28 protein-coding genes and 1 riboswitch are annotated in these 26,509 nt (G+C 37.6%); of the genes, 2 read left to right on the top strand and 26 right to left on the bottom strand.

Annotation, left to right across the window (positions count from 1 at the left end):
• Positions 1 to 11 precede the first annotated feature (11 nt).
• The 19 genes from FS486_RS15045 to FS486_RS14960 form a co-directional block, all read right to left on the bottom strand.
• A complete protein-coding gene (locus FS486_RS15045; protein ID WP_144512438.1) occupies positions 12 to 830 on the bottom strand; it encodes a sulfite exporter TauE/SafE family protein in 819 nt (272 codons plus the stop codon).
• Entirely contained in the window at positions 830 to 1,681 is an 852-nt protein-coding gene (locus tag FS486_RS15040) for a DUF72 domain-containing protein (RefSeq protein ID WP_144512436.1), read from the bottom strand. Before FS486_RS15040 ends, FS486_RS15045 begins: the two co-directional genes overlap by 1 nt.
• A 118-nt stretch (positions 1,682 to 1,799) precedes the next feature.
• A complete protein-coding gene (sufB, locus tag FS486_RS15035) occupies positions 1,800 to 3,197 on the bottom strand; it encodes a Fe-S cluster assembly protein SufB (protein ID WP_144512434.1) in 1,398 nt (465 codons plus the stop codon).
• Positions 3,198 to 3,218: 21 nt separating this feature from the next.
• The gene (gene sufU, locus FS486_RS15030; protein WP_144512432.1) at positions 3,219 to 3,656 is read right to left on the bottom strand and encodes a Fe-S cluster assembly sulfur transfer protein SufU; all 438 of its coding nucleotides are present in this window, start codon (positions 3,654 to 3,656) and stop codon (positions 3,219 to 3,221) included.
• Entirely contained in the window at positions 3,646 to 4,875 is a 1,230-nt protein-coding gene (locus FS486_RS15025; RefSeq protein ID WP_144512430.1) for a cysteine desulfurase, read from the bottom strand. The genes sufU and FS486_RS15025 overlap by 11 nt, the downstream gene beginning before the upstream one ends.
• Positions 4,875 to 6,182, bottom strand: coding sequence for a Fe-S cluster assembly protein SufD (gene sufD / locus FS486_RS15020; RefSeq protein WP_144512428.1), 1,308 nt, complete (start codon positions 6,180 to 6,182; stop codon positions 4,875 to 4,877). Before sufD ends, FS486_RS15025 begins: the two co-directional genes overlap by 1 nt.
• Before the next feature lie 18 nt (positions 6,183 to 6,200).
• Positions 6,201 to 6,980, bottom strand: a complete 780-nt coding sequence (gene sufC / locus FS486_RS15015) for a Fe-S cluster assembly ATPase SufC (RefSeq protein ID WP_144512426.1) — start codon at positions 6,978 to 6,980, stop codon at positions 6,201 to 6,203.
• Positions 6,981 to 7,272: 292 nt separating this feature from the next.
• Positions 7,273 to 7,428, bottom strand: coding sequence for a YuzK family famiily protein (locus FS486_RS20795; protein ID WP_483861233.1), 156 nt, complete (start codon positions 7,426 to 7,428; stop codon positions 7,273 to 7,275).
• Positions 7,429 to 8,666: 1,238 nt separating this feature from the next.
• On the bottom strand, positions 8,667 to 9,626 hold the full coding sequence (locus FS486_RS15010) for a nuclease-related domain-containing protein (protein ID WP_144512424.1): 960 nt from the start codon (positions 9,624 to 9,626) through the stop codon (positions 8,667 to 8,669).
• A gap of 99 nt (positions 9,627 to 9,725) precedes the next feature.
• A complete protein-coding gene (locus FS486_RS15005; RefSeq protein WP_144512422.1) occupies positions 9,726 to 10,532 on the bottom strand; it encodes a MetQ/NlpA family ABC transporter substrate-binding protein in 807 nt (268 codons plus the stop codon).
• Between the two features lie 58 nt (positions 10,533 to 10,590).
• Entirely contained in the window at positions 10,591 to 11,259 is a 669-nt protein-coding gene (locus tag FS486_RS15000) for a methionine ABC transporter permease (protein ID WP_144512420.1), read from the bottom strand.
• Positions 11,252 to 12,277, bottom strand: a complete 1,026-nt coding sequence (locus FS486_RS14995; RefSeq protein WP_144512418.1) for a methionine ABC transporter ATP-binding protein — start codon at positions 12,275 to 12,277, stop codon at positions 11,252 to 11,254. The genes FS486_RS15000 and FS486_RS14995 overlap by 8 nt, the downstream gene beginning before the upstream one ends.
• Before the next feature lie 90 nt (positions 12,278 to 12,367).
• Positions 12,368 to 12,472, bottom strand: a riboswitch (SAM riboswitch).
• A 41-nt stretch (positions 12,473 to 12,513) separates the two neighbouring features.
• Complete coding sequence (locus tag FS486_RS14990; RefSeq protein WP_144512416.1) at positions 12,514 to 12,834, bottom strand: thioredoxin family protein; 321 nt, start codon at positions 12,832 to 12,834, stop codon at positions 12,514 to 12,516.
• An 11-nt stretch (positions 12,835 to 12,845) separates the two neighbouring features.
• Complete coding sequence (locus FS486_RS14985) at positions 12,846 to 13,196, bottom strand: toprim domain-containing protein (protein WP_144512414.1); 351 nt, start codon at positions 13,194 to 13,196, stop codon at positions 12,846 to 12,848.
• Positions 13,197 to 13,272: 76 nt separating this feature from the next.
• Positions 13,273 to 13,653: a glycine cleavage system protein GcvH gene (gcvH, locus tag FS486_RS14980; protein WP_144512412.1), complete on the bottom strand. Its 381-nt coding sequence runs from the start codon at positions 13,651 to 13,653 to the stop codon at positions 13,273 to 13,275.
• A gap of 74 nt (positions 13,654 to 13,727) precedes the next feature.
• Entirely contained in the window at positions 13,728 to 14,090 is a 363-nt protein-coding gene (locus FS486_RS14975; RefSeq protein WP_144512410.1) for an arsenate reductase family protein, read from the bottom strand.
• A 657-nt stretch (positions 14,091 to 14,747) separates the two neighbouring features.
• Complete coding sequence (locus tag FS486_RS14970) at positions 14,748 to 16,529, bottom strand: acyl-CoA dehydrogenase family protein (RefSeq protein ID WP_144512409.1); 1,782 nt, start codon at positions 16,527 to 16,529, stop codon at positions 14,748 to 14,750.
• Positions 16,530 to 16,555: 26 nt separating this feature from the next.
• Positions 16,556 to 17,731 carry an acetyl-CoA C-acetyltransferase gene (locus FS486_RS14965; protein WP_144512407.1) on the bottom strand — a complete coding sequence of 392 codons (1,176 nt, stop codon included), beginning with the start codon at positions 17,729 to 17,731 and terminating at the stop codon, positions 16,556 to 16,558.
• Positions 17,732 to 17,761: 30 nt separating this feature from the next.
• Entirely contained in the window at positions 17,762 to 20,146 is a 2,385-nt protein-coding gene (locus FS486_RS14960) for a 3-hydroxyacyl-CoA dehydrogenase/enoyl-CoA hydratase family protein (protein ID WP_144512405.1), read from the bottom strand.
• Positions 20,147 to 20,262: 116 nt separating this feature from the next.
• On the opposite strand from FS486_RS14960, the gene FS486_RS14955 reads away from it, so the two are divergent.
• Together FS486_RS14955 and FS486_RS14950 are read left to right on the top strand one after the other, a co-directional pair.
• Positions 20,263 to 20,706 carry a thioredoxin family protein gene (locus FS486_RS14955; RefSeq protein WP_144512403.1) on the top strand — a complete coding sequence of 148 codons (444 nt, stop codon included), beginning with the start codon at positions 20,263 to 20,265 and terminating at the stop codon, positions 20,704 to 20,706.
• A gap of 101 nt (positions 20,707 to 20,807) precedes the next feature.
• Positions 20,808 to 21,275 carry an STAS domain-containing protein gene (locus tag FS486_RS14950; RefSeq protein ID WP_144512401.1) on the top strand — a complete coding sequence of 156 codons (468 nt, stop codon included), beginning with the start codon at positions 20,808 to 20,810 and terminating at the stop codon, positions 21,273 to 21,275.
• A gap of 82 nt (positions 21,276 to 21,357) precedes the next feature.
• Here FS486_RS14950 and FS486_RS14945 read toward each other — a convergent pair whose 3' ends face one another.
• From FS486_RS14945 to FS486_RS14910, 7 genes are all read right to left on the bottom strand, one after another.
• The gene (locus tag FS486_RS14945) at positions 21,358 to 22,239 is read right to left on the bottom strand and encodes a GNAT family N-acetyltransferase (RefSeq protein WP_144512399.1); all 882 of its coding nucleotides are present in this window, start codon (positions 22,237 to 22,239) and stop codon (positions 21,358 to 21,360) included.
• Positions 22,240 to 22,263: 24 nt separating this feature from the next.
• Positions 22,264 to 23,520, bottom strand: a complete 1,257-nt coding sequence (locus tag FS486_RS14940) for a GNAT family N-acetyltransferase (RefSeq protein WP_186321472.1) — start codon at positions 23,518 to 23,520, stop codon at positions 22,264 to 22,266.
• A gap of 180 nt (positions 23,521 to 23,700) precedes the next feature.
• Positions 23,701 to 24,156: a GNAT family N-acetyltransferase gene (locus tag FS486_RS14935; RefSeq protein WP_144512395.1), complete on the bottom strand. Its 456-nt coding sequence runs from the start codon at positions 24,154 to 24,156 to the stop codon at positions 23,701 to 23,703.
• A 139-nt stretch (positions 24,157 to 24,295) separates the two neighbouring features.
• The gene (locus tag FS486_RS14930; RefSeq protein ID WP_144512393.1) at positions 24,296 to 24,781 is read right to left on the bottom strand and encodes a peptide ABC transporter substrate-binding protein; all 486 of its coding nucleotides are present in this window, start codon (positions 24,779 to 24,781) and stop codon (positions 24,296 to 24,298) included.
• A 65-nt stretch (positions 24,782 to 24,846) separates the two neighbouring features.
• On the bottom strand, positions 24,847 to 25,029 hold the full coding sequence (locus tag FS486_RS14925) for a hypothetical protein (protein WP_144512391.1): 183 nt from the start codon (positions 25,027 to 25,029) through the stop codon (positions 24,847 to 24,849).
• A gap of 73 nt (positions 25,030 to 25,102) precedes the next feature.
• On the bottom strand, positions 25,103 to 25,501 hold the full coding sequence (locus tag FS486_RS14920; RefSeq protein WP_144512390.1) for an ABC transporter permease: 399 nt from the start codon (positions 25,499 to 25,501) through the stop codon (positions 25,103 to 25,105).
• A 342-nt stretch (positions 25,502 to 25,843) separates the two neighbouring features.
• Complete coding sequence (locus FS486_RS14910) at positions 25,844 to 26,368, bottom strand: GNAT family N-acetyltransferase (protein ID WP_144512388.1); 525 nt, start codon at positions 26,366 to 26,368, stop codon at positions 25,844 to 25,846.
• Between the last annotated feature and the right edge of the window lie 141 nt (positions 26,369 to 26,509).

The following is a 26,509-nucleotide window of genomic DNA, read 5'->3' as shown; positions in this document are numbered from 1 at the left end:
GTCACCTTTCTTTATAGCAGTCCAGCAATAATCGAACGTACTCCCAATAATAGCAATACAATCCGTAAAGCAAAAACAAGTGTATCTGAGTTTAATTTTTTATTTAACGTTGCACCAATTTTAGCCCCTATAAAGGCAGCTGGAATAACGGGAATCGTATAAATCCATGGCACATTTCCCAATGATATATGGGTAACAGAATTGACAAGCGCAGATAGGAAAACCATAAACATGGACGTTGCGACTGCGACATGCGGTGGAAACAAAAATAGTAAGATCATAGCAGGCACAATGATAGAACCACCGCCAATTCCAAATAGGCCAGACGCGAAACCAACTCCAAATGTTAAAAGAAGCGCAAACCAAATAGGAAAACCATAAACATATATATCCTTCTCATCTTGAAATGTTCTTTTCTTCCCATTTTCAACAAACCACCGTACTGGTTTTAAACGATTGCGAACTAATAAAAGGGTAGATAAAATAATTAATAAAATTCCAAAATACAAATTAAAAGAAGGCAAATCCAATCCTTTGTTTACCCATGCTCCGAGTATCGTTCCCGGTATACTTCCAAGAAAAAAGATAAATCCACTTCTAAAATCTACAGTCTTTGTTTTCATATACGAAAGCGTAGAAGAAAGACCTGTGAAAATCATCATCACAACGGAAAGCCCAACTACGCTCTGAGGCGTGATATTAGGTATCAGTCCTAGTGTAGTTCCAAAAAACAAAACCGCCGGAACTAGAATAACACCGCCGCCTAATCCTACTAATGCCCCAACAATTCCCGAAAATAGTCCAGCTGCTACAAGTAATATCCACTCCATTATATCCCACCTTCAAATAAGTCTAATTGTTTCGGTGCCAACCCTTCAAATTCAATGCCTAGCATTTGTTGAAAGGTTTTCGCATTTTTGGCAGCATGCCCACCGGAGTTATTATTAAATAAGACAACTACCTCTTTTGCTTGTTTATGTAATTGCTCCACGTATTGTTGAATCTGTGTGAGCTCTTCTTTATTATAATCATATAAATAACGTACTTCCCGCCATTTTTCATTATTGCCCGGATTTATCCATCCATATGTATTTCGACCATGCAAACGAACGAGTACTTTGTCTGACGTTGCAACAGGTATGAGAGGAACAGATCCTTCTCCGACTTGCGGCTCATCGCACACCGTGTGGTGGAGATGGTGATTTTTTAAAAAGTTCAATGTGCCTTCCTGATGCTTAGTGGGGTACCAAGATTGATGGCGAAATTCGATCGCCAGCTCGAAGCCTTTCAATTCTTCTCTCACCCGAAGCAAATTTTCCACGTTTTCTTTGATACATGTAAACCAAGGTGGAAATTGTACTAACACCATCGCTAGTTTACCAGCTTCTTGAAAGGGCTGAATGGACTCACGGTAACGCTCGAACATGTCATCAGCTGATTCATAATGGGATTCCCCACGTAAATGGCCGGTTATCTCTTGGTATGCCTTTACGACAAATTGAAAATTATCGGGTGTCTCTTTTACCCACTTCGTACTATTTTTAAGGGAGGGAATCGCATAAAAAGATGTATCTAATTCAACAACTGGAAAATGGGCACTATAATCTTGTAATCTGTCTTTTGCCGTTGAGACATACAAATCAGAATGATCTCCCCAACCGGTTAAACCAATTTTAATCATTTGCTCACCTCTCTAGTTATGTTATTTTATCATAACACTACGACAGCTAATTAGACAAAAAAAGCAACAAGGATGAAAGGTACATTCATCCTGTTGCTTTTTGGTCATGAAATAGGAATTAACCGATAGAACCTTCCATTTCGAACTTGATCAGTCGATTCATCTCGACCGCATATTCCATTGGAAGTTCTTTTGTGAATGGCTCGATAAAGCCCATTACGATCATTTCTGTTGCTTCTTCTTCACTTAGTCCACGGCTCATCAAGTAGAATAATTGTTCCTCTGATACTTTAGAAACTTTTGCTTCATGTTCAAGAGAAATATTATCGTTCAAGATTTCATTGTAAGGAATCGTATCAGAAGTAGACTGATTATCCATGATCAATGTATCACATTCGATATTTGCACGAGCACCAGTTGCTTTACGTCCGAAGTGCACGATACCACGGTATGTTACTTTCCCACCTTGTTTAGAAATAGATTTCGAAACAATAGTAGAAGAAGTATTTGGAGCCAAGTGCATCATTTTCGCACCAGCATCTTGGTGTTGGCCTTTACCAGCAATTGCAATAGAAAGTGTCATACCACGAGCACCTTCACCTTTAAGGATTACTGCTGGGTATTTCATCGTTAATTTAGATCCGATATTCCCGTCAATCCATTCCATTGTCGCATTTGCATCACAAACAGCACGTTTTGTAACTAAGTTATACACGTTGTTTGCCCAGTTTTGGATTGTTGTGTAACGGCAGTACGCATCTTTTTTAATGATAATTTCAACAACCGCACTATGAAGTGAGTTTGTTGTATATACAGGTGCTGTACAACCTTCTACGTAGTGTACAGAAGCGCCTTCATCTACAATGATTAGCGTACGCTCGAATTGACCCATGTTTTCAGAGTTAATACGGAAGTATGCTTGTAGTGGTGTATCGACTTTTATGCCTGGTGGTACGTAGATAAATGATCCACCTGACCATACAGCTGAGTTAAGTGCTGCGAATTTATTGTCCGAAGATGGAATAACAGTACCCCAGTGTTTTTTGAAAATATCTTCATTTTCACGAAGGGCTGAATCCGTATCTTTAAAAACAATACCTAAATCTTCTAGCTCTTGTTTCATGTTGTGGTAGACAACTTCTGACTCATATTGTGCAGAAACACCCGCAAGGTATTTTTGTTCTGCTTCTGGGATACCTAGTTTATCAAATGTAGCTTTGATTTCTTCTGGTACTTCATCCCATGATTTTTGTGTAGCTTCTGATGGTTTTACATAATACGTAATTTCATCAAAGTTTAGAGATCCTAAATCTCCACCCCATTGTGGCATTGGTTTAGAATAGAATATATCTAACGCTTTTAAGCGATAATCCAACATCCATTGTGGTTCATTTTTCATACGTGAAATTTCTTCAACGATTTCTTTCGTCAATCCACGTTTTGAACGGAAAATGGATACGTCTTTATCGTGGAAACCATATTTGTAATCACCAATTTCAGGCATTTTTTTAGCCATCGTATTTCCTCCGTTCTTATGTTAGTTCTGTTCTGTAGAAACGCCTTTTTCCATCGCCTTCCACGCAAGTGTTGCACATTTAATACGTGCAGGAAACTTAGCGACACCATTTAACGCTTCAATATCCCCCAGGTCAATCGAGTCATCGTATTCTTTCCCAAGCATCATATCCGAAAAGATAGAAGAAAGCTGAAGTGCCTCTTCTACTTTCTTGCCTTTGACCGCTTGCGTCATCATCGATGCAGAAGACATGGAAATAGAACATCCTTCTCCGTCAAACTTTGCATTTTGAACTACCCCATCTTCCACTTGTAGTGTTAAATGTATGCGGTCTCCGCATGTTGGGTTATTCATATCAATCGTCAATGCGCCATCCTCAATGCTTCCTTTATTGCGAGGATTTTTATAATGATCCATTATCACTTGTCGATATAGCTGATCTAAATTATTAGAAGACATCGTTAAAATACTCCTTTGCAGTGCGCAATCCAGCAACAAGTCTGTCAATATCTTCTTCTGTATTATACAGATAAAAGCTTGCTCTCGCGGTAGCCGTACATTGTAACCATTTCATCAATGGCTGTGCACAATGATGACCTGCACGAACAGCAATACCGCTCATATCAAGTACCGTTGCAACATCATGTGGATGCACATCATTTAAGTTAAACGTTACGATTCCAGCTCGCTTAGATGGATCATTTGGTCCATAAATAGTCAAACCTTCAATAGTTAACATTTTTTCCATGGCATAAGTAGCAAGCTCATGCTCATGTTTTTCAATTTCATCTAGGCCGATTTCTTCCAGAAAATCAATCGCTGCTCCTAAACCGATGGCACCTGCAATTATAGGCGTTCCGCCCTCGAATTTCCACGGAAGTTCTTTCCATGTAGAATCATATAACCCCACAAAGTCGATCATTTCTCCGCCGAATTCAATTGGCTCCATTTTTTCAAGCAGCTCTTGTTTTCCATAAAGAACACCAATTCCAGTAGGGCCACACATTTTATGACCGGAAAATGCAAGAAAATCACAATCCAAGTTTTGAACATCTAACTTTAAGTGTGGCGCAGCCTGAGCCCCATCCACGACCATTATCGCTCCATGTTCATGTGCAATTTGTGTAATTTCTTTAATTGGATTCATCGTTCCTAAAACGTTTGAAACGTAGACAATGGATACTATTTTCGTTTTGTCCGTTATAGTAGCTCTAACTTTTTCCAAAGACAATGCCCCGTCTTCTTCTAAATCGATATATTTAAGCGTAGCGCCTGTTTCTTTCGCTAATTGTTGCCAAGGAATAATATTGGAATGATGCTCCATATGCGTGATAACAATTTCGTCGCCTTCTTTTACATTAGCACGGCCATAGCTTTGCGCCACAGTATTAAGCGAAGTTGTTGTACCACGTGTAAATATTATTTCTTTTGTAGATTTAGCATTAATGAATTTACGAACTTTTTCGCGTGCTCCTTCATAGCTTTCCGTTGCACGGTTACCTAATGTATGAACACCGCGATGTACATTCGAATTTTCAAATTCATAATACTTTGTAATAGCTTCTATTACTTGAACTGGCTTTTGAGAAGTTGCACCACTGTCTAAATACACTAATGGATGACCATTAATCTCTTGGCTTAATATGGGAAAATAGCTTCGAATCTCTTTACTGAGCATTAGCGAACTTTCCTTTCAATAACCTCCGACAGCTGTTTCTTCACGCCTTCGATTGGTAATTCGTTTACTACAGGGGCAAGGAATCCATGAATTACTAGACGCTCTGCTTCCTGTTTAGAAATACCACGGCTCATTAAATAATACAACTGAAGTGGATCTACTCGGCCAACAGAAGCTGCGTGACCTGCTGTTACATCATCTTCATCGATTAAAAGAATTGGGTTTGCATCCCCACGAGCTTTTTCACTTAACATAAGGACACGAGATTCTTGTTCAGCATTCGATTTCGTAGCGCCGAATTCAATTTTCCCGATACCATTGAAAATAGAAGAAGCTTCATCTTTCATCACACCGTGCTTCAAGATTTGACCTTCTGTATGTTTGCCCCAATGGATTACTTTCGTTGTAAAGTTTTGTTTTTGTTTTCCGCGTCCTACAACTACCATCTTCACATGTCCTTCTGAATTGTCCCCAACTAAATGTGTCACATTTTCAGAAATTGTATCACTGTCGTTCATCATTCCTAGTGCCCATTCAAGCACCGCATCACGACTAGTTACACCACGGCGGTTAACATACGTAGTAAAGCCTTCTGCTAATACATCCACTGTTCCAAATGTCACTTTAGCGTTATCTTTTACAATTACTTCAGAAATGATATTTGCTAAACCATTTGTTTTTTCTACAGTAGACAAGTAGTTTTCTACATAAGTTACAGCACTATTTTCATCCGCAACAAGCAATGTGTGGTTGAACAAAGATGCTGTTTCATTGTCATGTAGATAAATAACTTGAATCGGCTCTTCTACAACTACATTTTTTGGTACGTATACAAATACGCCACCGTTTAATAGTGCTGCATGAAGTGCTGTCAATTTATGCTCATTTACTTTTACGCCATCAGTCATAAAGTATTGTTGAACAAGGTCACTATGCTCACGAAGAGCTGTATAGATATCCGTTAAAATAACACCTTTTGCTTGTAAATCTTCTGATAATGAAATAAATGCAGGTGTATTATTATGCTGAATATAAATATTTTTTTGTTCTTCTGCATGTACTAACGCCTTAACTTCTTCAGGAAGTTCTTCTAAAGACGAGAAGCTAGTGCTTTCTACAGTATGTGTTGGAAATTCAGTGAAATTCCAATTTGTGATTTTTGTTTTATCTGGAGTTGGCATTGGAAGTGTTTCAAGTTCACCAAATGCTTTTAGACGAAGCTCCGTCATCCAGCTTGGTTCTTGTTTACCTTCTGAAAAGGAGCGGATATCTTGCTCGGTTAATGCCAATTTTGTTTCAACCGTCATGCTTATTCGTCCCCTTTCTTATACTTCTTGTCCAACTGTCTCGTCTTCAATTCCTAATTCGTCTTTAATCCAGTCATATCCTTGTGCTTCTAATTTTTGAGCAAGCTCAGGACCACCAGATTTTACTACGCGACCTTGCATCATAACATGTACATAATCAGGAGTAATGTAGTTAAGCAGGCGTTGGTAGTGAGTGATTACTAGACTTCCGAATCCTTCTCCACGCATTTCGTTAATTCCTTTAGAAACTACTTTAAGCGCATCGATATCCAGACCAGAGTCAATTTCATCTAAAATAGCGAATTTTGGTTGCAACATCATTAATTGAAGAATTTCATTACGCTTTTTCTCTCCACCGGAGAATCCTTCATTTAAATAACGTTGAGCCATATCAACATCCATTTCTAGGAATTCCATTTTGCTGTCTAATTCACGGATGAATTTCATCAAAGAAATTTCATCGCCTTCTTCTCTACGTGAATTAATAGCAGAACGTAAGAAGTCAGCATTTGTTACTCCCGTAATTTCACTTGGATATTGCATAGCTAAAAATAGACCAGCTTGAGCGCGTTCGTCTACTTCCATCTCTAATACGTCTTCTCCATCTAATTCAATGGAACCAGAAGTTACTTCATATTTAGGATGTCCCATAATAGCAGATGCCAAAGTTGATTTACCAGTACCATTTGGACCCATAACTGCGTGAATTTCATTTGTATTAATAGTTAAATTAACACCTTTTAGTATCTCTTTACCGTCAATTGCAACGTGTAGATCCTTAATAACTAAAGTCGACATTGAATAACCTCCATTAAGTAACTATGAATGAGTAACCATTCTAATTTATTATCATTCTAATCTTAACGCAAAGTGAAGACTCTGGCAAATCTTTTGAAATAGTTTCTCATTTATATTATTAGACATCATAATCTTTGAATTTCAAACTATTTTCCCTTAAGCAGCACCGTCTATTGAGGGAAGCAAATTTTTTCAATAAAGTTTTCTAATTGAGAATTGATTTCACTATGAATATAGTAAAAACAATAGAAAAAATCCATGAAAACAGATGTCTTCATGGATTTTTTACTATTTAACCTCTAAAGGCTTGAGCATCGATTTTGGCTACTAATTGAATACTTTTTTCATAATCTCTTTGTCTACGTTTTTCAACCTTCAAACGTAAAGTCTGACTGTTTCGCAATTCATCGTACCCGAATCCGTGTACTCCTCTGAATGCATGGTCCATTTGTTCCGTGTAAGGTAACCCTTCTGAACTGATAATGAATCATTCCTTTCAATTTTTAACACTTACACTGTGTTATATACCCGGTTCGTTTTTGTTTAAACATATTTTTTAAAAATGAATACATGATGATTTGGGCGTGCTTTTTGGTGGGAGTTGGGGTTGGGGTTGGGGTTGGGGTTGTATGCCCGAAGTCGGTTACTTTGAATGATTGTCCATGTTTTATGCTCGGTTGGACGGTAGTTATGCTCGGATAGCCACAACTTATGAGCGGATAAGCACAAACTATGCTCGAAGACATTCGCTTTGATCGGATGAACATGTTTTATGCTCGGTTGGATCGCGGTTATGCTCGGATAGCCACTGCTTATGAGCGGATAAGTACAAACTATGCTCGAAGACATTCGCTTTGATCGGATGAACATGCTTTATGCTCGGTTGGATCGCGGATATGCTCGGATAGCCATTGCTTATGAGCGGATAAGCACAAACTATGCTCGAGGACGTTCGCTTTGATCGGATGAACAGGTTTTATGCTCGGTTGGACGGTAGTTATGCTCGGATAGCCACAACTTATGAGCGGATAAGCAATAGGCATGCTCGAAAGCGGCTGCTTTGATCGGATGAACAGGTTTTATGCTCGGTTGGATCGCGGTTATGCTCGGATAGACACTGCTTATGAGCGGATAAGCACAAACTATGCTCGAGAACGTTCGCTTTGATCGGATGAACAGGTTTTATGCTCAGTTGGATCGCGGATATGCTCGGATAGCCACTGCTTATGAGCGGATAAGCACAAACTATGCTCGAGGACGTTCGCTTTGATCGGATGAACAGGTTTTATGCTCGGTTGGACGGTAGTTATGCTCGGATAGCCACTGCTTATGAGCGGATAAGCACAAACTATGCTCGAAGACATTCGCTTTGATCGGATGAACATGCTTTATGCTCGGTTGGATCGCGGTTATGCTCGGATAGCCACTGCTTATGAGCGGATAATCACAAACTATGCTCGAGAACGTTCGCTTTGATCGGATGAACAGGCTTTATGCTCGGTTGGATCGCGGTTATGCTCGGATAGCCACAACTTATGAGCGGATAAGTACAAACTATGCTCGAAGACGAACACTTTGATCGGATGACCGTGTTTTATTCTCAGTTGAGGAGCAGTTTTGATCGGAACAGCTACATTTGCTCAATTTCAGCAGACTTATGCTTGTTCGTATATAAAATGAAACCCTTCAACGATTGTTGAAGGGTTTCATTTTATAGTATGTGGACTTTTTGTTTCCTACTTTTATCAAATTTTCATTGGATAGAATTCTAGTAGCCTCATGTCTATTATTAAGTTTTAGAAAGTCTCTGCATTCCTTATTTGTAATGGAGTTTTTGTATATCAAAAAATAGGAAGCAAGTGCTTCTTTGTATGCGTGTATGTCTTTTTGGCCACACTTAGGACATTCCCAGGTACGTTTAATTTTTCGCATACCAACATAATGACATTCCGGACATTCCACACCTCTTAACAATTCATTGGGATTAATCGAAAAGTATTTGGTAAGAGGAAAATAAGTAAATGGAGTATTTTTATTTAAAAGGATGTTTTTCACGTTTTCCATTTCTTCGTCATTTAGGATGGGTGATTTCTTTTGTAATTGTAATAGATATGGAATTATTTCATTTTTATAGAGGATTCTTGCTTGATTGTTAGAGACACGCACGTAGCTCTTATGAGAGGCAAAAACGATGGCACCATAGATTGGAATAGAGATATTATGGTCATTGAAAAAGTGGGCAAGCTCGGCTTTGTATCCTTTTAGCTGGGTAACAGGGCATGGATATTTATTAATTTCGCCGTTTTCTTTTCGCTGAATAATTTGGGAAGGATTCTCTTGAAATTCAATTTCTCCTGTAATATTTTTCACTTCAAAAATCACAGCACCAAATGGTGTGATCAGAAGAATATCTAATTCAAATGACCTTTCAGAGTGTAATAATAATTTATGATAAACATGATACTTATATGGCAATCTCATCCTTTCTAGCTCCCGAAAAACCATCTCCTCACCAAATTCACCAGCAGTTGCAGCGTGAATAGCTGTCATCACTTTTTCATATAAAGAGTGACTAGTGTGCAATCTCCTGATAAGTAATTTCATCGCCTCAATATGAATAGATTTGGAATATTTTTTTACAATCAATTTATCAACTCCTTTTGAATCAGAATAGCATGAACATTGCTTTTAATCTATAAAAAAAGCAGGCACTTTATATGCGTGCCCGCTTCCCCACTCTGTTAATCAGTCGACTGGTACTACAGATCCGCCCCACTCTTTTAAGATAAAGTCTTGAATTTCTTGAGAGTGTAACGCTTCGACCAATGCTTTGATCTCTTTTTTGTTTTCATCGCCAGCTTTTACTGCGATCACATTCACATATGGTGATTCAGAAGCTTCTTCAATAGCAATAGAGTCTTCAAGAGGATTTAAACCTGCATCTATCGCATAGTTGGAGTTGATAAGAAGAGCATCCCCTTCGTTATTTTCATACAATTGGACCATTAGAGCTGATTCATAGTTAGGATCAAATTGAAGGTTTTTCGGATTTTCTACGATGTCAGAAATCTCAGCAGTAGTTTTATCTACGCCTTCTGCTAATTTGATTAGTCCTTTTGCTTCTAGCATTGCCAATACGCGGCCATGGTCTGCAACAGAGTTACTCATTAAGATTGTTGCGCCTTCAGGAAGTTCTTCGATTGATTTATATTTTTTTGAATATAGACCAATAGGTTCAATATGGATTCCACCGGCATTTACAAAATCGTATCCGAAATCTTTAATTTGTGATTCTAAATAAGGAATGTGTTGGAAATAGTTGGCATCTAAATCACCTGAATCTAAATCTTTGTTTGGTAATACATAGTCTTGATACGTTTGAATATCTAATTCAATACCTTGCTCTTCTAAAATTGGTTTTACTTGCTCTAATATTTCTGCGTGCGGAACATTGGATGCCCCGATTACTAATTTACTGCTATCATCGTCACCACATGCTGCAAGTGTTAAAGCGCTAATTGATAATAAAGCTCCAGCTAAAAATTTCTTCATCCAAATTCTCTCCCTTTTTCTATCTAATTTATAATCGAGTAAACTCGTGAACACCTAGTTAACGTTTGTCTATTTTCGCCGTTATTAAATCGCCAATCCATTGAATGGCAAATACAAGGATCAATATCAATATAGTGGCGATTAGTACGACGTCGCCTCTGCCACGTTGGAATCCATCTAAGAAAGCTAATGTACCTAGACCACCCGCACCGATAATTCCTGCCATCGCAGTATAACCAACGAGTGAAATACAAGTAACTGTAATTCCTGATACTAGGGCAGGCATCGACTCTGGCAATAAAACCTTCCAAATGATCGTGGAAGTTTTTGCTCCCATCGATTTTGCTGCTTCTAGAACGCCTTTATCTATTTCTCTTAATCCGATCAATACCATGCGTGCGTAAAATGGTGCCGCTCCAATAACAAGAGCTGGAAATGCTGCATTCGGACCACGCATTGTGCCTACAAGTAACTTCGTTAATGGAATTAATAAGATAATTAAAATAATAAACGGAATCGAACGGAATATGTTGACAAATGCCCCAGTTAACCAGTTCGCTAATTTATTTGCCCACGCTTGATGGGGGCTTGTTAAAAATAGTAAAAGTCCAAGTGCAAGACCTATAATAGCTGTTAAAATAGTAGAAACTGCAGTCATATATAAGGTCTCAAATGCTGCATCCCACATTTTTGGCCAATCAACATTCGGAAAAAGCGTATTAATCATTGTTGATCACCTCTGTAATAACTTTTTGCTCATGTATAAATCGAATGCCTTCATCAATTGCTAATGCATCTCCATCTAATTGAAGGATTAATGTTCCAAAGGCACCGCTTTTCGTATGTGAAATATTTCCTTGCACAATATTAACCTCGAGATCAAATTGTTTAATAAGTCTGGATAAAATCGGTTGCTCCGTTTGCTCCCCAACAAAAATAAGCTTGATCAGTTTTCCATGTGGATATAGATCCACTAGGTTTTGAATCGTTTGTAATGCTTGGTTGGAATCTGATACTTGAGAAACGAATCTTTTCGTAATCGGTTGTTGTGGATTTTGGAAAACTTCGAGCACATCCCCTTCTTCCACTACATGACCGCTTTCCATAACCGCTACCCGATTACAAATTTTTTGAATCACTTGCATTTCATGCGTGATCAACACAATAGTAAGGCCTAACTTCTCGTTAATGCTTACTAATAAATCTAATATGGCATCGGTCGTTTCTGGATCTAGTGCAGATGTTGCTTCATCGCATAGCAATACTTCCGGTCGGTTTGCTAATGCTCGAGCAATCCCTACACGTTGTTTCTGTCCACCTGACAGCTGAGAAGGATAATAATTCCCTCTACCTTCTAGCCCAACAAGTTCGATTAATTCCTTTACACGAGTTTCTCGCTGATTCTTGGGAACTCCAGCGATTTCAAGTGGGAAAGCAATATTTTCAGCAACTGTTCTGGACCATAACAGATTAAAATGTTGGAAAATCATGCTTACTTTCTGTCTAAATTGACGCAGTTTGTCTTCATTTATAGAAGTAATTTCTTTGCCGTTTACAATTATTTGTCCAGCACTCGGCTTTTCTAATCCATTGAGCAATCGGATCATTGTACTTTTGCCGGCTCCACTGTAACCGATGATTCCAAAAATTTCTCCTTGCTTTATGTCAAGATTTACATCATCAACAGCAATTATCGTACCTTGTTTCGTTTGGAACTTTTTCGAAACATCTTTTAAACTAATCATGTAAATCTCACCTTTCCTTTCATTAAAAAATCCCTTCTGCAAAAGAGCAGAAGGGAAGTAAGTGGTCAATTTTAATAACACTCATCCATTCTCTCATTTCCCAAAGCATTTGCTTTGCGTGACTTGGCACCATTTCATTTACATGACGGTTGCCGGGCTTCATAGGGCACTTCCCTCCACCTCTCTTAATAAGAGCGACACTATTAAATTTTTAAAGCTTAATAAACTGAATTTTATCATACGACTACTTGGTCGTCAATACCTTTTATCGTTTCTAATAAATAAGGAACTGATTGAAACGCATATATTTTTTTATACACTTTTCCACTTTTTGCAATCAATAGACAAGGCACACTTTCAATTTCATACTCCATGGCTAGGCTTTCTATAAAATTGATGTTTGCTTGGCCCACTGGATAAGAAACCATTTCATTGATGACATGCAACATTTTACTTGCTACCTTGCAAGTACCGCACATCGGTGTATATAAATAAAACAAGGAAAGTTGCTTGGAATTTCTAAACTGTTCCCATTGTTCTTTAGACCACTCATTCACATTGCATCATCCTAAAGTAAAAATTCTTTTTTCACTTTAATATTAACACGTTTCAGTATGGAAGCCAAAACTTTGAAAGGGGTATTGGCGACTTCGCAATACATGGGATTCGTGTATAAGTGGATAGCTTCGGGATATTCTTTTTTTACAATCGAACGTATTTGTTCGCCTGATTTGTCAGCATCTAAAAAAGCATAGATTGGAAAACCATCGTACGGACTTAAGATTTCTTCTAGCTTTACATTGGAAATAGTACCATTTGTACAAATGATTTCTGGAGATTCATCGAGAAGTGTTAAAAGGTGGAGCTTATCCGACCTTCCCTCGACGAGAATTACTTTTTCACTAAATACATTAGCCATTTAGCTTCTCTCCCAACTAGAACTCTTTAAATCAGTATATGAAAAAAACGCCGACAATTAACCGGCGTTTGCATTATTATTCTGCAATTAATTCTTCGTATTGATCTGCAGACAATAACTCATCGATTTCTGATGTGTTAGATGGTTCTACAACGATCATCCATGCATTTTCATAAGGAGATTCGTTTACAAATTCAGGGCTATCCTCAAGCTCACCGTTCACTTCAACAACTTTTCCGCTAATAGGAGCATAAAGTTCTGAAACAGTTTTTACTGATTCTACACTACCGAATGGATCTCCTGCTTTAATTTCGTCTCCAACTTGTGGAAGCTCAACAAACACGATATCTCCAAGTTCAGATTGTGCAAAATGAGTAATACCGATACGTGCGTTTCCGCCCTCAGTTTTTACCCATTCATGTTCTTCTGAGTATTTCAACTCTTTAGGTGTGCTCATAATTATACCCCTCTCAAATAAGTTATACATTCACTTATAATATTCACATATTTTTATAGTAAAAACAAGCGACTTTAGTTGTTTGTCCAAATATGTTCAAACTCATCTTCCTTGAAACCGAGTGTCACATGTTCACCATCAAAAGCAAGCGGTCTTTTGACAAGCATTCCATCAGATACGAGCGTTTCTATTTGTTCTTCTTCTGTCATAGTTGGCAGCTTGTCCTTTAACTGTAGCTCTCGATATTTCGTGCCACTCGTATTAAAAAGTTTCTTTATATCTACATCCGTTTTCTTCAATATTTCTTTTATTAATTCCTTGGAAGGAGGATTTTCTACAATATCGTTATCCTCAAACGCGATGCCATTGTCCTTCAACCACTTACTCGCTTTTTTACATGTGCTACATTTTGAATACCCGAAAAACTGAATCGTCATGACATCTCACCTTTTTTTCTTTTTATCATACCAAAAAATAATGCGCACCGCATTTTCAGAATTTTTTATTAGAAAAGCACAAGCACCCTTTAAGATGAAAACCTGTATTTGACGTTTTCGAAGTGCTTTGGAAAGAAAAGAAGCAACACTTTCCTACACTTAGAAAATGCGACCGAAGATACAATTTCGGTCGCACCCCTCCTTCTCTATTAGGAAACACTTACTATTCGCTATCATTCCACTATGAATACAACAGGGATTACCAAGATAATATTTATCCAAACACCGCTTAATCGAATCCTCAGCATACGAGAAGATCATCTCTATTTTTCGTTCTGCGAAACACCACATATATGATTGATAGTAGTGAAAGGCGGCGACTCCAGCAGAGGCCAACAGGATGTTGGTCACGAAGGCGTTGCCACACGAGGTGGCGTTCTTAGCCTTCGTTCCTTTGTAAACACTCTATAGGTCATCAAATTCTAGATTTCTTAGGTGAGGACTCATCGCTCACCCTGCGGAACGCGTCCGCCTGAAACGGAAATCAACCGTATGATAGAATCTATATTTTTCTCGCTACATTGATTTTACGGAGTGGAAAATTTCTCTTTTAAAAGAAAAAAAGCCGATCCACATGGGACCAGCTTTTCCTGTGCATTAAACGATATATTTTTCTGCGTCGATCAGTTTTACAGAAGCTTCACGTTTTTTAGCGATTACATTGTAAGGTGTGTAGCGTGTAAGTTTACGAAGGGCAGAAATCATCATTCGTAAGTTATCTCCTTCTACAGAAGCGATAAGCGTTTCTTTTGCTGCTTTTTCGATTTCATCGAATGCTTCTTGGCAGAAAATTTGTGTATAAAGGAGTTTTTGGTTTGCTTTTTCTGCTCCGTCACGACCGATTGCTTTTTCTGTACGTAGGACAGCAGATTCCATTGCAAATAAGTTATTAGCGATGTTCGCAATATTCACTAGCACTTCTTGCTCTGCTTCTAGTTTTGTACCAAAACGCTGTGCAGCAAGTCCAGCAGCTAGTAAACCAATTTTCTTCGCGTTTGCTACTAGTACTTTTTCTTGAGCTAATGGCTCATCACTTACTTCTTCTGGCATCATCATTAGTAGCTCTTCTTGTAGACTTTGTGCTTTTTGAAGTAATGGAAGCTCGCCTTTCATCGCTTTTTTCAAGAATGTTCCTGGAACGATTAAACGGTTAATTTCGTTTGTACCTTCGAAAATGCGGTTAATACGAGAGTCTCGGTAGATGCGCTCCACTTCGTATTCTTGCATGAATCCGTAACCGCCATGTAATTGAACAGCTTCGTCCGCGATGTAATCTAACACTTCGGAGCCTACTACTTTGTTAATAGAACATTCAATTGCATATTCTGCGATAGATGCTGCAATCGCTTTTCCATCTTTTTGTTCATCCGCGCTCAATTGACTCATACGCTCTTCAAAATAACCTACAGTACGGTAGATTAAACTTTCTGTCGCATACAATTTAGAAGCCATAGTAGCTAATTTTTGTTTTGTTAAATTAAAAGAAGAGATAGGTGTTTTAAATTGTTGGCGTTGATTAGAGTAAGAAATTGCTAGCTCAAGCGCACGTTTAGAGCCACCAACCGTTCCTACACCTAGTTTATAACGACCGATATTTAAAATATTGAATGCAATCACATGTCCGCGGCCAATTTCTCCAAGTAAGTTTTCTACTGGTACTTGTGCATCTTGTAAAATAAGCGTACGAGTCGAAGATGATTTAATACCCATTTTCTTCTCTTCAGCCCCGACAGAAACACCTGGGAATTCGCGTTCCACGATAAATGCAGAGAATTTGTCTCCATCTACTTTAGCGTAAACAACAAATACATCTGCAAAGCCTGCGTTTGTAATCCATTGTTTTTCTCCATTTAAAATATAGTGAGTTCCTTCCGCATTTAACTTAGCTGTAGTTTTTGCTCCTAAAGCATCTGACCCTGAACCTGGCTCTGTTAGAGCATAAGCGGAGATTTTTTCTCCAGATGCCGAATTCGGTAAATACTTCTGTTTTTGCTCTTCATTACCGAATAGCACGATTGGTAATGTCCCAATTCCTACATGTGCCCCGTGGGTAATAGAGAAACCACCAGCTACTGATAGTTTTTCTGCGATTAAAGCTGAAGAAACTTTATCTAATGCTAGACCGCCATATTCTTCTGGAATATCAGCTGCAAGTAATCCTAAGTCTCCAGCAGATTTAAGTAAACGAACAGAATGCTCAAACTCATGATGCTCCAGCTTTTCCACTACAGGTAATACTTCGTTTGTTACATAATCTTCGGCAGTTTTCGCAATCATTTTTTGCTCGTCTGTGAAATCCTCCGGTGTAAATACACGGCTTGCCTCGATATCTTCTACTAAAAAGCTTCCACCTTTAATCATTTGTTTTACTTCAGTCATGTTAAATTCCCCCTTGATAAGTTTGGTTATAGTAGTTCGAACACTCCGGCAGCTCCCATTCCCCCACCGATACACATAGTTACAACACCAAATTGTTTTCCTTGTCTTTTTAATTCGCTCATCATTTTTAATGTCAAAATCGTTCCTGTAGCTCCAAGCGGATGACCAAGAGCAATTGCTCCACCATTGACATTTACTTTATCAAGGTCAATACCTAAATGACGTACGACTTGGATTGATTGAGAAGCGAACGCTTCATTAATTTCCCAAATGTCGATATCTTCAATAGATAAACCTGCAAGTTTCAATGCTTTTGGTACAGCTACGATTGGTCCAATTCCCATTACGTCTGGTGCAACTCCACCGACTGCGAACGAACGGAATTTAGCGATTGGTTTTAATCCTTGTGCTTCCGCTACTTCCCGGTCCATCACAAGTACTGCACCTGCTCCGTCTGAAGTTTGTGAAGCATTACCTGCCGTTACAGATCCGCGAACATTAAACGCGGGACGTAATTTTGCCAGCGTTTCAATTGTTGTTCCCTGGCGAACGCCTTCATCCATTTCAAATAAAAACTTTTTCTCTTGTGCTTTATTGTTTTCATCCACAAAATGCTTCACTACTTCAACAGGTACAATATCATCATTAAATTTTCCTGCTGCAATAGCCGCTGCAGCTAATTCATGTGATCGAACGGCAAACGCATCTTGGTCCTCTCGACTCACGCCGTATTTATTTGCCACTTGTTCAGCTGTATGTCCCATCCCCATGTAATACTGCGGGGCAGTTTCTGCTAAGTGGGCATTTGGTCGAATCGTATTTCCCATCATGGGAACCATACTCATCGACTCTACTCCACCAGCAATAATTGCTTCCGAATGTCCAAGCATAATTCGCTCCGCTGCATAAGCAATCGATTGTAAGCCGGACGAACAAAAACGATTCACTGTAATTGCTGGGGTTGTATCCGGAAGGCCAGCCAAAGCCCCTATATTACGAGCGACATTCATCCCTTGTTCTGCTTCTGGCATTGCACATCCTAGTATTAAATCATCTATTGGCCCATCATAATTTCCAGCTCTTTTTAACGTTTCTCTTACTACTAATGCACCAAAATCATCTGGGCGAACAGTTGCCAAAGATCCTTTTTTCGCTTTGCCAACTGGTGTTCTCGCACCTGCTACGATAACTGCTTCACGCATAAGTTCTCCTCCTTTATCACCTACACACGCTTAGTTGCGTAGAGGCTTACCTTTCACTAACATATGCTGCATTCTTGCTTGGGATTTTGGATCTGCCACGAGACTTAAAAATGCTTCGCGCTCCAAATTAAGTAAATACTGTTCATCTACTAAAGTACCGTATGGAACTTCTCCGCCCGCCAACACATACGCAAGTTTTTTCGCAATTTTCAAGTCGTGCTCACTAATATAGCCAGACAAGAACATGCCCTCTGCCCCTAAAAGTAATGTTGCGTATCCAGGTGAACCTGTTACCGGAACTTTTTCACGAAGAGGCGCTTTATATCCATTTTCAGCGAGTGCCAGTGCAACTTGTTTTGCATCATATAATTGATGATCTGGATTCACACTAATACCATCTGCAAAATTCAAAAAGTTATTTTCACGAGCTTCTTCGCCCGAAGTAGAAACCTTTGCCATTGCAATTGTTTCAAATACTTTATTGGCAACATATTGATAATCCACTTGCACACCTTTCGGTAGACCCTTTAAATGCTTCATATATAGCTCTTTGTTTCCGCCACCACCAGGAATTAGCCCGACTCCCGCTTCCACTAAGCCCATATATGTTTCAGTAGTTGCTTGAATATGCGCTGCTGGTAAACAAGCCTCTGCTCCTCCACCTAGCGTCATACCGAACGGAGCAGCTACTACCGGTTTGGAGGAGTATTTGATTTTCATCATCGCATTTTGGAAACTGCGAACTACAAAGTCCAATTCAAAAATATTGTCATCTTGCGCTTCCATTAAAATCATGCCAAGATTTGCACCAACGCTAAAGTTTTTGCCTTGGTTACCGATGACAAGCCCTTTGAAGTTTTTCTCTACTTCTTCAATCGCAAAGTTAATCATTTGGATGATATCCAAGCCGATTGCATTGGATTTAGAATGGAATTCAAGGAGCGCAATTCCATCGCCAAGATCTATTAAACTAGCACCAGAATTAGATTTAATCACACCATGCTTCTTCTTATATCTTTTTAGATCAATTACTTTCTCATTTAACGGAACTTTTTCATAATCCTCACCGTTGAAGAAATACTGGTCGCCGTCTTCCTCTTTATAGAAGGATTCGAAACCTTTAGCTAACAAAGAAAGGGCAAATGAAGGAACTTCGTGACCATCTGACTTCATTTTCTCTACAGAATCCTTCACACCAATTGCATCCCAGATTTCAAAAGGACCTTGTTGCCAACCGAATCCCCATTTCATCGCTTGGTCGATGGATACTATATCATCTGCAATTTCACCAACAAGCGTTGCGGAGTACAGTAGTGTGGGACTTAAGATGCTCCACAGCAATTCACCAGTACGATCTTTTGCGTAAGTTAACGTTTTCACTTTTGCCGCTAGACCCTTTTGCTGCTTAGCCATTTCCATGGACGGAGTTTTTAACTTTTTGACTGGCTCATAGGTAAGTGTCTCTGTATTTAATTCTTTAATTTCTTTACCTTCTTTTAAGAAAAAGCCTTGCCCTGTTTTTGCACCAAGCCATTTGTTTTCAAGCATTTGTTGCATAAAAGCAGGTACCTCGAATACTTTTTGTTCCTCTCCAGTTGTTTGGTCATACACGTTTTTGGCAACATGTGCAAAAGTATCTAACCCCACCACATCTAATGTACGGAATGTCGCAGATTTTGGACGACCGATCAGCGGACCTGTAACTGAATCTACTTCTCCTACAGAATATCCACGCGCCAGCATCTCACGCAGAGTTACAAGCAAACCATATGTCCCGATTCGGTTAGCGATAAAGTTCGGTGTATCTTTTGCCAACACAACCCCTTTACCGAGCACGTCCTCTCCAAATTGTTTCATAAACTCGACCACTTCTGGTTCTGTTGTTGTAGCTGGAATTACTTCTAAAAGTTTTAAATAACGTGGTGGATTGAAGAAATGCGTTCCAAGAAAATGTTTAGCAAAGTCTTCTGAACGTCCTTCTACCATTGCATTTATACTAATCCCCGAAGTATTTGAACTAATGATCGTTCCAGGTTTACGTACTGCATCTATTTTTTCATATAAGTTTTTTTTCACTTCTAAATTTTCCACTACTACTTCAATAATCCAGTCTACTTCTTTCAGTTTGTCTAGATCATCTTCTAAATTGCCTGCAGTAATTAATTGTAGGTTTTTAGAAGAAGTAAGCGGTGCCGGTTTTTGCTTCAGCAATTTTTGCAATGCCGTTTGAGAAAACTTATTGCGAACTGCTGGGTGTTCCAATGTTAACCCTTTTACTTCATCCTCTTTGCTCAGTTCTTTTGGAACGATATCTAATAATAATGTTGGAATTCCGATATTTGCTAAGTGAGCTGCAATTCCCGAACCCATTACGCCCGAACCAAGAACTGCCGCTTTTTTTATTTGATATGTCACGTGCAAAGCCTCCCTTTAACTTGAATGAATACTCATTCATTTTGTAAATAAAAAAAATAAAACCAATTTCTATATCTATTAGTTTAGAACAATATTTAAATTTTCGCAATAATAAAATGAATAAAAAAGTACATTTTTCTTTCTCCTCTTTTAAAAACAGTGTAAACTACAAGAAAAGTGTAAATGTCTATGTTCAACATTCTTCCACGACTAGACATAAAAAATTATTGGAGGTATATAAAATGCAAAAAATCACAACTGAAGAGCAGTTCAATGAAATTATTTCTGGTGACAAAGAAGTACTAGTAAAATTCGAAGCCGGCTGGTGTCCAGATTGCCGTCGTATGGAGATGTTCATCGATCCAATCATTGAAAAGTATAATCAGTACACTTGGTATGAGGTAAATCGCGACGAATTGCCAGAGATCGCAGAAAAGTATGAAGTAATGGGCATTCCTAGTCTTCTAATTTATCAAAACGGAGAGAAAAAAGCACATTTACACAGTGCAAATGCAAAATCACCAGAACAAGTAACTGAATTTTTAGATGCACAGAAATAATAAAAAGATTGACTGTTCTTTAGTAGGACAGTCTTTTTTTATTTCTATATCCTTTCGTCGGTTTAATTCGTTATAATAGAGAAAAAACCTGAGGTGCTGTTATGTCACATGAAAAACAAATTCTTGAGCTAAAAGAAAAAATTGTTTACTATGAGCGAATTATAAAAAATATGTCTACTCCTATCATTCCTTCTATCGTGCCAAGAACAATTATGATTCCTATTGCAGGGTATATCTCTAAAGAACGCTTTGAACATATCGAAACACAAACACTAGAGTATATTAGCGAACATCGGGATATCGAAAAAGCAGTTTTTGACTTTACTGCTGTCAGCTTAAGTGATGTAGAAGAATTTGACTACAATGACCTAGCAATATCAATATCTAGTTTAAATAGTTCCCTTCGATTAATGGGTATACGTCCAATCTATGTTGGTTTTAATCCACGATTTATCCAAGAGATCGTTCGAGCAAGTATTCATGTAAATATTGAAACTTATAATAGTTTCCGAGTAGCATTAAACCAACTTCTCATGGAAGAAAACCAAATCATTACTACTATTAAATAAATAATAAAATCGTTGATAAGGCCTTCTTTTCAGAAAACGCAACCTTTTTCAACGATTTTTTTATAATGAAAGAAGAAATTGTTTACACTAAAAGTTTATTTACCATAAATACTTGAGAAATATCTGTATTTCTAAACCCTTTGCTTTGTAAGAAAGAGAGCGTTTTTTGTGAATGGTCCATTAAATTATAAGTAGTCCTTTTAAGAGATTTTTGAAACAGTAAGCCCTCCTGTAGGACAGCGTAGAGTGCCCTCTCCCCTTCTTCGGAATCTTTATTGACAATAGCTTGAAATAACGTCACCCCTTCTGCCTCTGAACCAAACTGTTGCCTCGTTCTTACTAAACAGGCGGCAAGGACTTCACCATCTTTCGCTGCAATAATTGCCTCTCCCCCTACCTTCGGGATAATAGTTGGATCAACTTGCCATGGTGCCATGGTTGGGAATATTTTTGCATGTGCAGCTTGTAAAGCAGGTATCCTTTTTATTAAAAACTCATTGGCAATTTCTTCATCCATAGGCAGCACACCGTCCGCTTCCCAAAAATGTAAGGTGTCCATAACTTTATAGCCGACTTTTTCATACAGTTTAATAGCTGGGTGATTCATAGATAACGCTTCTAAAGTAGCAATACTCACACCTTGCTGTTTCAATACATCTAGAGCTTTTTCCATCAAAATTTCACCAAGTTTTCTTCCCCTGTACTTAGGGATAATTCCCGTACCCCCATTCCAAGCCATTTTCTGACCGTTCACATCTCGTATTCCTTGCAAGACAAAACCAATTGGGAGTTCATCTTCAAACATAATAATCGATAATCCAGGAGATAGATTTTCAGTGCCTATTTTTGCTATAAAGGCATCTAGCTCCATTGTCATGGGGATATAATATCCTTCAAATCCTTGTATAAAAAGCTCATGTGACTGTCTATATGTCAAATCTTCCATTGTTTTGAATGTAATCATTTCAACACACCCCTTATGCAAACTCTAAAACGACGTGAAACAAACAGGTCCTTTCTTAGGCTTAAACCACTCGTCTAGCGAATGGATATCTATATTAGTTAAGGTCACAGATCCATAATTATAAAGAGAATTTAGGGAAACACACCCCATCCACCAAGCACTTATATCTTGGATACCTATTGTTATATTAATCTCTTCAGTCGAATCTGCTAATTTTGTAGCATTCCAGAAATCACCATTATAAATAACTTCGTATACACCATTTTGCTCTGACAGGAATGTATCTTCTATTTCTAGTAGGATTCTCGTATATTCATCGGGTTTTTTCAGCTGCTGAAAATTCATTTCGTGTATAAAATCAATTACATTTGTTATGCGATACATTATACCTGTTCCCGAAGTTGCAACCTCATGGTAGACACTTGGTATAAGATGATTCGATTCATTTAAAGGATTTATAAGAGCATGCACAAATGATTGATCATGTGTACGAAAAATAATTCTATCTACTTGGTCTTGTTGAGAATTTAACCAAGAAGCTAGCTGTTTGTATGCCTCTGGTTTTGTCCATATCCATTCAAGCACGGTCATATGTTGATGTAAAAAATGACTGTCTTTTACAGGCTCCAGTGTAAATGCCAATGCGCCTATTAGTTGCTCATTTTCTTTCACACCCACATAATTGGTGACTGCATTTTTAATACGCTGGCGTTCAGTCCAGGTTCTCTTTATCATCCCATGATTTTTTTGTGCGTAATCATTGTAAAGAGTAACGATTGCTTCCTCATCTTTGGGTGACAAGAACTCAACCAACCCTTTTTCTCCATTTGCGATAAGGGCATCAGGTTTAATTTTAAATTCATATTTCATCGGTCCGTAGCCATATCCCATTTTCCGATAAAAGCTTGGGTTAAAAGGATACAAGGAAACAAGTGACACATTTTCCTGTCTAGCATATTGATGAAAATGAGATAGAAGTGCAAAGGCAATTTTCTCTTTTTTATGTAGAAGGTGAACTGCAACCATTCCAATTCCAAATATACGCTGGAATTTGCCGTTTACATTACATTCAAAATCATTCAAACGATACATCCCTAACAGTTCTTCTTCCTTATTAAAATAACCAAAATATTGAATACCGTTTTCTGCGTCTTGCTCTTTCGTTAAACGCTCTATAAATTCCAGTTTTTTCTCTGATGATTGGATATTCATGCCTGGGTAGGCAAAAGCAACGACATCTGCCGCTTGTTCGAAGTCACGTTTTTGTAAAAGTCGAATCAAGTTATTCTCCCCCATTATTTTAATTCCTATTTTAAGGATAATTCATAATGACAAAATATTCACTGAATTTTAATTAGTTTTTATACCAAAATATTAGAATTTTATTTTCGTACATAAAAATAGACCATCCAAATGATGGCCATATTTGCTGTAGCACCCTTTAGCTCAATAAGGAAAGTATTAAATTTCTTTCTCCATTAATACATTTGTTGTCTGGTAACCTAATTTATCATATAATCCTCTTGCTACTTTGTTATGACCAAAAACATGAAGACCTATTTTATGCATCCCAAGATCTTTCCCGACAATCTCAATTTGCTTCATTGCTTCCTTTGCATATCCGAATCCTTGATATTGTTCTAATATATTTATATCGTATATAAATCCTTCTTTTTCAGACTTTCTTGCAAGCCATAGAACACCAATTGCCTTGTCATCATTTATGATATTGTATAAATAATTACTTTCCGTCTTTTCACCTTTTGGCAAAAGTCTTGTATATTCCTCTTCTGCTTTCCTTATTGATTCTTCTTGATTCCAATTTCCAGATAAAACTTTTTCATTTGCATATAATTTAATAGCTGAAATAATATACTTTTGATACTCTTCGGAATTCATTAATACTAATTTAACCATTCTCATTCTCCCCCTAATAGTTTATAACTTCTATAAAATAACACTTACTTCCTTCTTTTCACTATCCTGCACCTTTAGTTTTAGAAGAAAAAAAGCTTTACTCCTTTTTGAAGTAAAGCACCCGTCAGCACAATAATAATTAACTAATCCAAGTCATTTTCACTTCTTTGGACTCCCATTTATTATGTTTATAATGAATTTTAACTTCTACCCCAACTGCCCCTAAACCCGAACGATACTTGGAACCCTCCAAAAAAATTTCATTATTGGACTTAAAATCAACTTTTTCTACCCTTAGAAGTACGCCATCCAAACCCATCGTATTTGAATTGTATAATCCCTTTTCTTTCAGTTGTTCAAGAGTAGCGTCCATTACTTCAATCTTATACTTTTCCTTAAAGTAGATTAAAACTTCTTCTTTATCACTTTCATCAGCGTTCTCAAAATTACTGGTATCAATAGCCATATATTCCATATCACTACTTAATGCTTCATCTTGTTCCATTATAGAGTCCAATGCTACCCTATATATTTCTCCTAAATGCTCCCTTGGCTCAATTCCAGTATTGCAAGCAGAAAGGGATAGCGATAATACAAGCAAAATACTAAAATGTTTAATCTTCAAATTTACCCCTTTCTGAAGTAAAGCCCCAAGCCCACTGTACAAGCATAGTTAATTGATTAAGAATATTACTTATGGTGAGCAATCGTTACCGTTACAATTCGAGAAACAATGTAAGAAAAGCCACTTAGACCTACTATTCCTAGTAAAATTAATAAAGGCACTTGTTCAGCATACAACATACCTACACAAAACATGATAAAACATAATAGTGAGCCTATAATATTTAGAAAGATGTTTTCTCTATTCATTGTTTAAAACCACCTTTTATTCACTAAACTGCTGCATTAGTTCTATAAAATAAATGACTTGTATTCACCTATTTTATTTTTTTGTCTTAAATTTAGAGGAAAAATGAAACGTAAATAATATTATAAATGCGATAATACAAGGATAGCCAATTAGCACAACTGGATTCATGTGTTCGACTAAACTAAACTCTCCCCATTCTAGCCACAACCTCCATCCCATTCCTAAGGCACTAAATATCAAGGAGAGTATAAAAACCAATAATAGTCGTTCTTTAAATAACCCAACAAATATATTCGCAACTCCAATATAGATCAAAAGTGCAATAAAGAAGAAATACCAATTGAAGCCTTGTAACCCAGGGATTACAAAAGTAAATGTGATACCAGTAAAAAATACAATTGCTAGAATACTATAAATCAAAAAGAATAATGGTTTCTTTTGTACCTCTTCGTAAAAATTTTCACCTTTCATTATTTTAGACCTCCTATTACTTCCATACTCTTAATTTTACCATTATTCTTTTTCAAGTAACCTGCTTCGTGACCAGTGCTTACCTACTGTAAACTCACGTTATATATGTCTTCCTTATGATTCAAACCATGAGTATGTGTTAATAAGTGTCTAATGGCTGTGTCTTTCCAAGTATCTTCATCAAGTTCAGGTAAATGTAAATATTCTAACACCAAGTCATCTATGCTTTAAATGTGATCTGACCATGGTATACAGCGTATGTTACAGCAAAACCATTGACCCGTTGACTTAAGTAGTTTTCTTCACAAACAAAAAGTAATAGCTCTTTGTTTAAATAGATTGTTAAACCAGTTTATACATAAGTATATCGTCTACATATAAGTCATCATTAAACTTAACTTCCTTAATTTTACGTCCTTCTTCAACAAATCCCATGCTTTTGTACAATTCGATTGCTCGTTGATTTGTTGATAAAACACCTAAACTAACTTTCTCTATTAAAGGGTTGTGTTCCGCCCAGTTTAAAAGTTCTTTGATCAGCAGTTTACCAATGCCTTGATTGCGGAACTCTTTTTTGACCATTGCCGTAAAAGAACCAGTATGTAAAAGCCTTTGAGTACTTTTAGAGCGAAAAACAATCAAACCAACAATCTGCCCGTTGCTTTCGGCTATGATTAGCTCTTCTCTTTCATTCGCTAAGATTTTCTCTATCCAGTTTCTTATTTGGTCCAAAGTTTCTTCAAACTCTTCTATTACCGAAATCATAAATTCACTTTCTGAAAGAACTTCCTTTTGAATTTTTAGAACTGCTTCTGCATCATTTATATTCCCAGTTCTTAGAGTTACCTGGTTACTACTATTCGTCATCTGTCTTCCCCCATTACCTTTGCTTATCTTAATAATAATTCTACAAATAAAAATAAATACCTTCTTACACTATCCTGCACTTTTAGTTTAAGAAGAAATAAAACTTTACTCCTTCTCGAAGTAAAGCACCCGTTAGTTGAA

It is taken from the genome of Bacillus sp. FJAT-22090 (assembly GCF_007676755.1).
GTDB lineage: Bacteria > Bacillota > Bacilli > Bacillales_A > Planococcaceae > Psychrobacillus.
This window is presented reverse-complemented; position numbering and strand designations above follow the sequence as displayed.

Excerpts from the sequence above, each read along its gene's own strand:
- FS486_RS15025 (WP_144512430.1), bottom strand. The coding sequence starts at position 4,875 with ATGCTCAGTAAAGAGATTCGAAGCTATTTTCCCATATTAAGCCAAGAG.
- FS486_RS14995 (WP_144512418.1), bottom strand. The coding sequence starts at position 12,277 with ATGATTAGTTTAAAAGATGTTTCGAAAAAGTTCCAAACGAAACAAGGT.
- FS486_RS15045 (WP_144512438.1), bottom strand. The coding sequence starts at position 830 with ATGGAGTGGATATTACTTGTAGCAGCTGGACTATTTTCGGGAATTGTT.
- FS486_RS14975 (WP_144512410.1), bottom strand. The coding sequence starts at position 14,090 with ATGACGATTCAGTTTTTCGGGTATTCAAAATGTAGCACATGTAAAAAA.
- FS486_RS14920 (WP_144512390.1), bottom strand. The coding sequence starts at position 25,501 with ATGAAAGGTGAAAATTTTTACGAAGAGGTACAAAAGAAACCATTATTC.
- FS486_RS14910 (WP_144512388.1), bottom strand. The coding sequence starts at position 26,368 with ATGACGAATAGTAGTAACCAGGTAACTCTAAGAACTGGGAATATAAAT.
- FS486_RS15040 (WP_144512436.1), bottom strand. The coding sequence starts at position 1,681 with ATGATTAAAATTGGTTTAACCGGTTGGGGAGATCATTCTGATTTGTAT.
- sufB (WP_144512434.1), bottom strand. The coding sequence starts at position 3,197 with ATGGCTAAAAAAATGCCTGAAATTGGTGATTACAAATATGGTTTCCAC.
- FS486_RS15005 (WP_144512422.1), bottom strand. The coding sequence starts at position 10,532 with ATGAAGAAATTTTTAGCTGGAGCTTTATTATCAATTAGCGCTTTAACA.
- sufD (WP_144512428.1), bottom strand. The coding sequence starts at position 6,182 with ATGACGGTTGAAACAAAATTGGCATTAACCGAGCAAGATATCCGCTCC.
- FS486_RS14985 (WP_144512414.1), bottom strand. The coding sequence starts at position 13,196 with ATGGCTAATGTATTTAGTGAAAAAGTAATTCTCGTCGAGGGAAGGTCG.
- sufU (WP_144512432.1), bottom strand. The coding sequence starts at position 3,656 with ATGTCTTCTAATAATTTAGATCAGCTATATCGACAAGTGATAATGGAT.
- FS486_RS15000 (WP_144512420.1), bottom strand. The coding sequence starts at position 11,259 with ATGATTAATACGCTTTTTCCGAATGTTGATTGGCCAAAAATGTGGGAT.
- FS486_RS14955 (WP_144512403.1), top strand. The coding sequence starts at position 20,263 with ATGAATAAAAAAGTACATTTTTCTTTCTCCTCTTTTAAAAACAGTGTA.
- FS486_RS14925 (WP_144512391.1), bottom strand. The coding sequence starts at position 25,029 with ATGAATAGAGAAAACATCTTTCTAAATATTATAGGCTCACTATTATGT.
- FS486_RS14970 (WP_144512409.1), bottom strand. The coding sequence starts at position 16,529 with ATGACTGAAGTAAAACAAATGATTAAAGGTGGAAGCTTTTTAGTAGAA.
- FS486_RS14945 (WP_144512399.1), bottom strand. The coding sequence starts at position 22,239 with ATGATTACATTCAAAACAATGGAAGATTTGACATATAGACAGTCACAT.
- FS486_RS14935 (WP_144512395.1), bottom strand. The coding sequence starts at position 24,156 with ATGGTTAAATTAGTATTAATGAATTCCGAAGAGTATCAAAAGTATATT.
- FS486_RS14950 (WP_144512401.1), top strand. The coding sequence starts at position 20,808 with ATGTCACATGAAAAACAAATTCTTGAGCTAAAAGAAAAAATTGTTTAC.
- FS486_RS14965 (WP_144512407.1), bottom strand. The coding sequence starts at position 17,731 with ATGCGTGAAGCAGTTATCGTAGCAGGTGCGAGAACACCAGTTGGCAAA.
- FS486_RS20795 (WP_483861233.1), bottom strand. The coding sequence starts at position 7,428 with ATGGACCATGCATTCAGAGGAGTACACGGATTCGGGTACGATGAATTG.
- sufC (WP_144512426.1), bottom strand. The coding sequence starts at position 6,980 with ATGTCGACTTTAGTTATTAAGGATCTACACGTTGCAATTGACGGTAAA.
- gcvH (WP_144512412.1), bottom strand. The coding sequence starts at position 13,653 with ATGAGCACACCTAAAGAGTTGAAATACTCAGAAGAACATGAATGGGTA.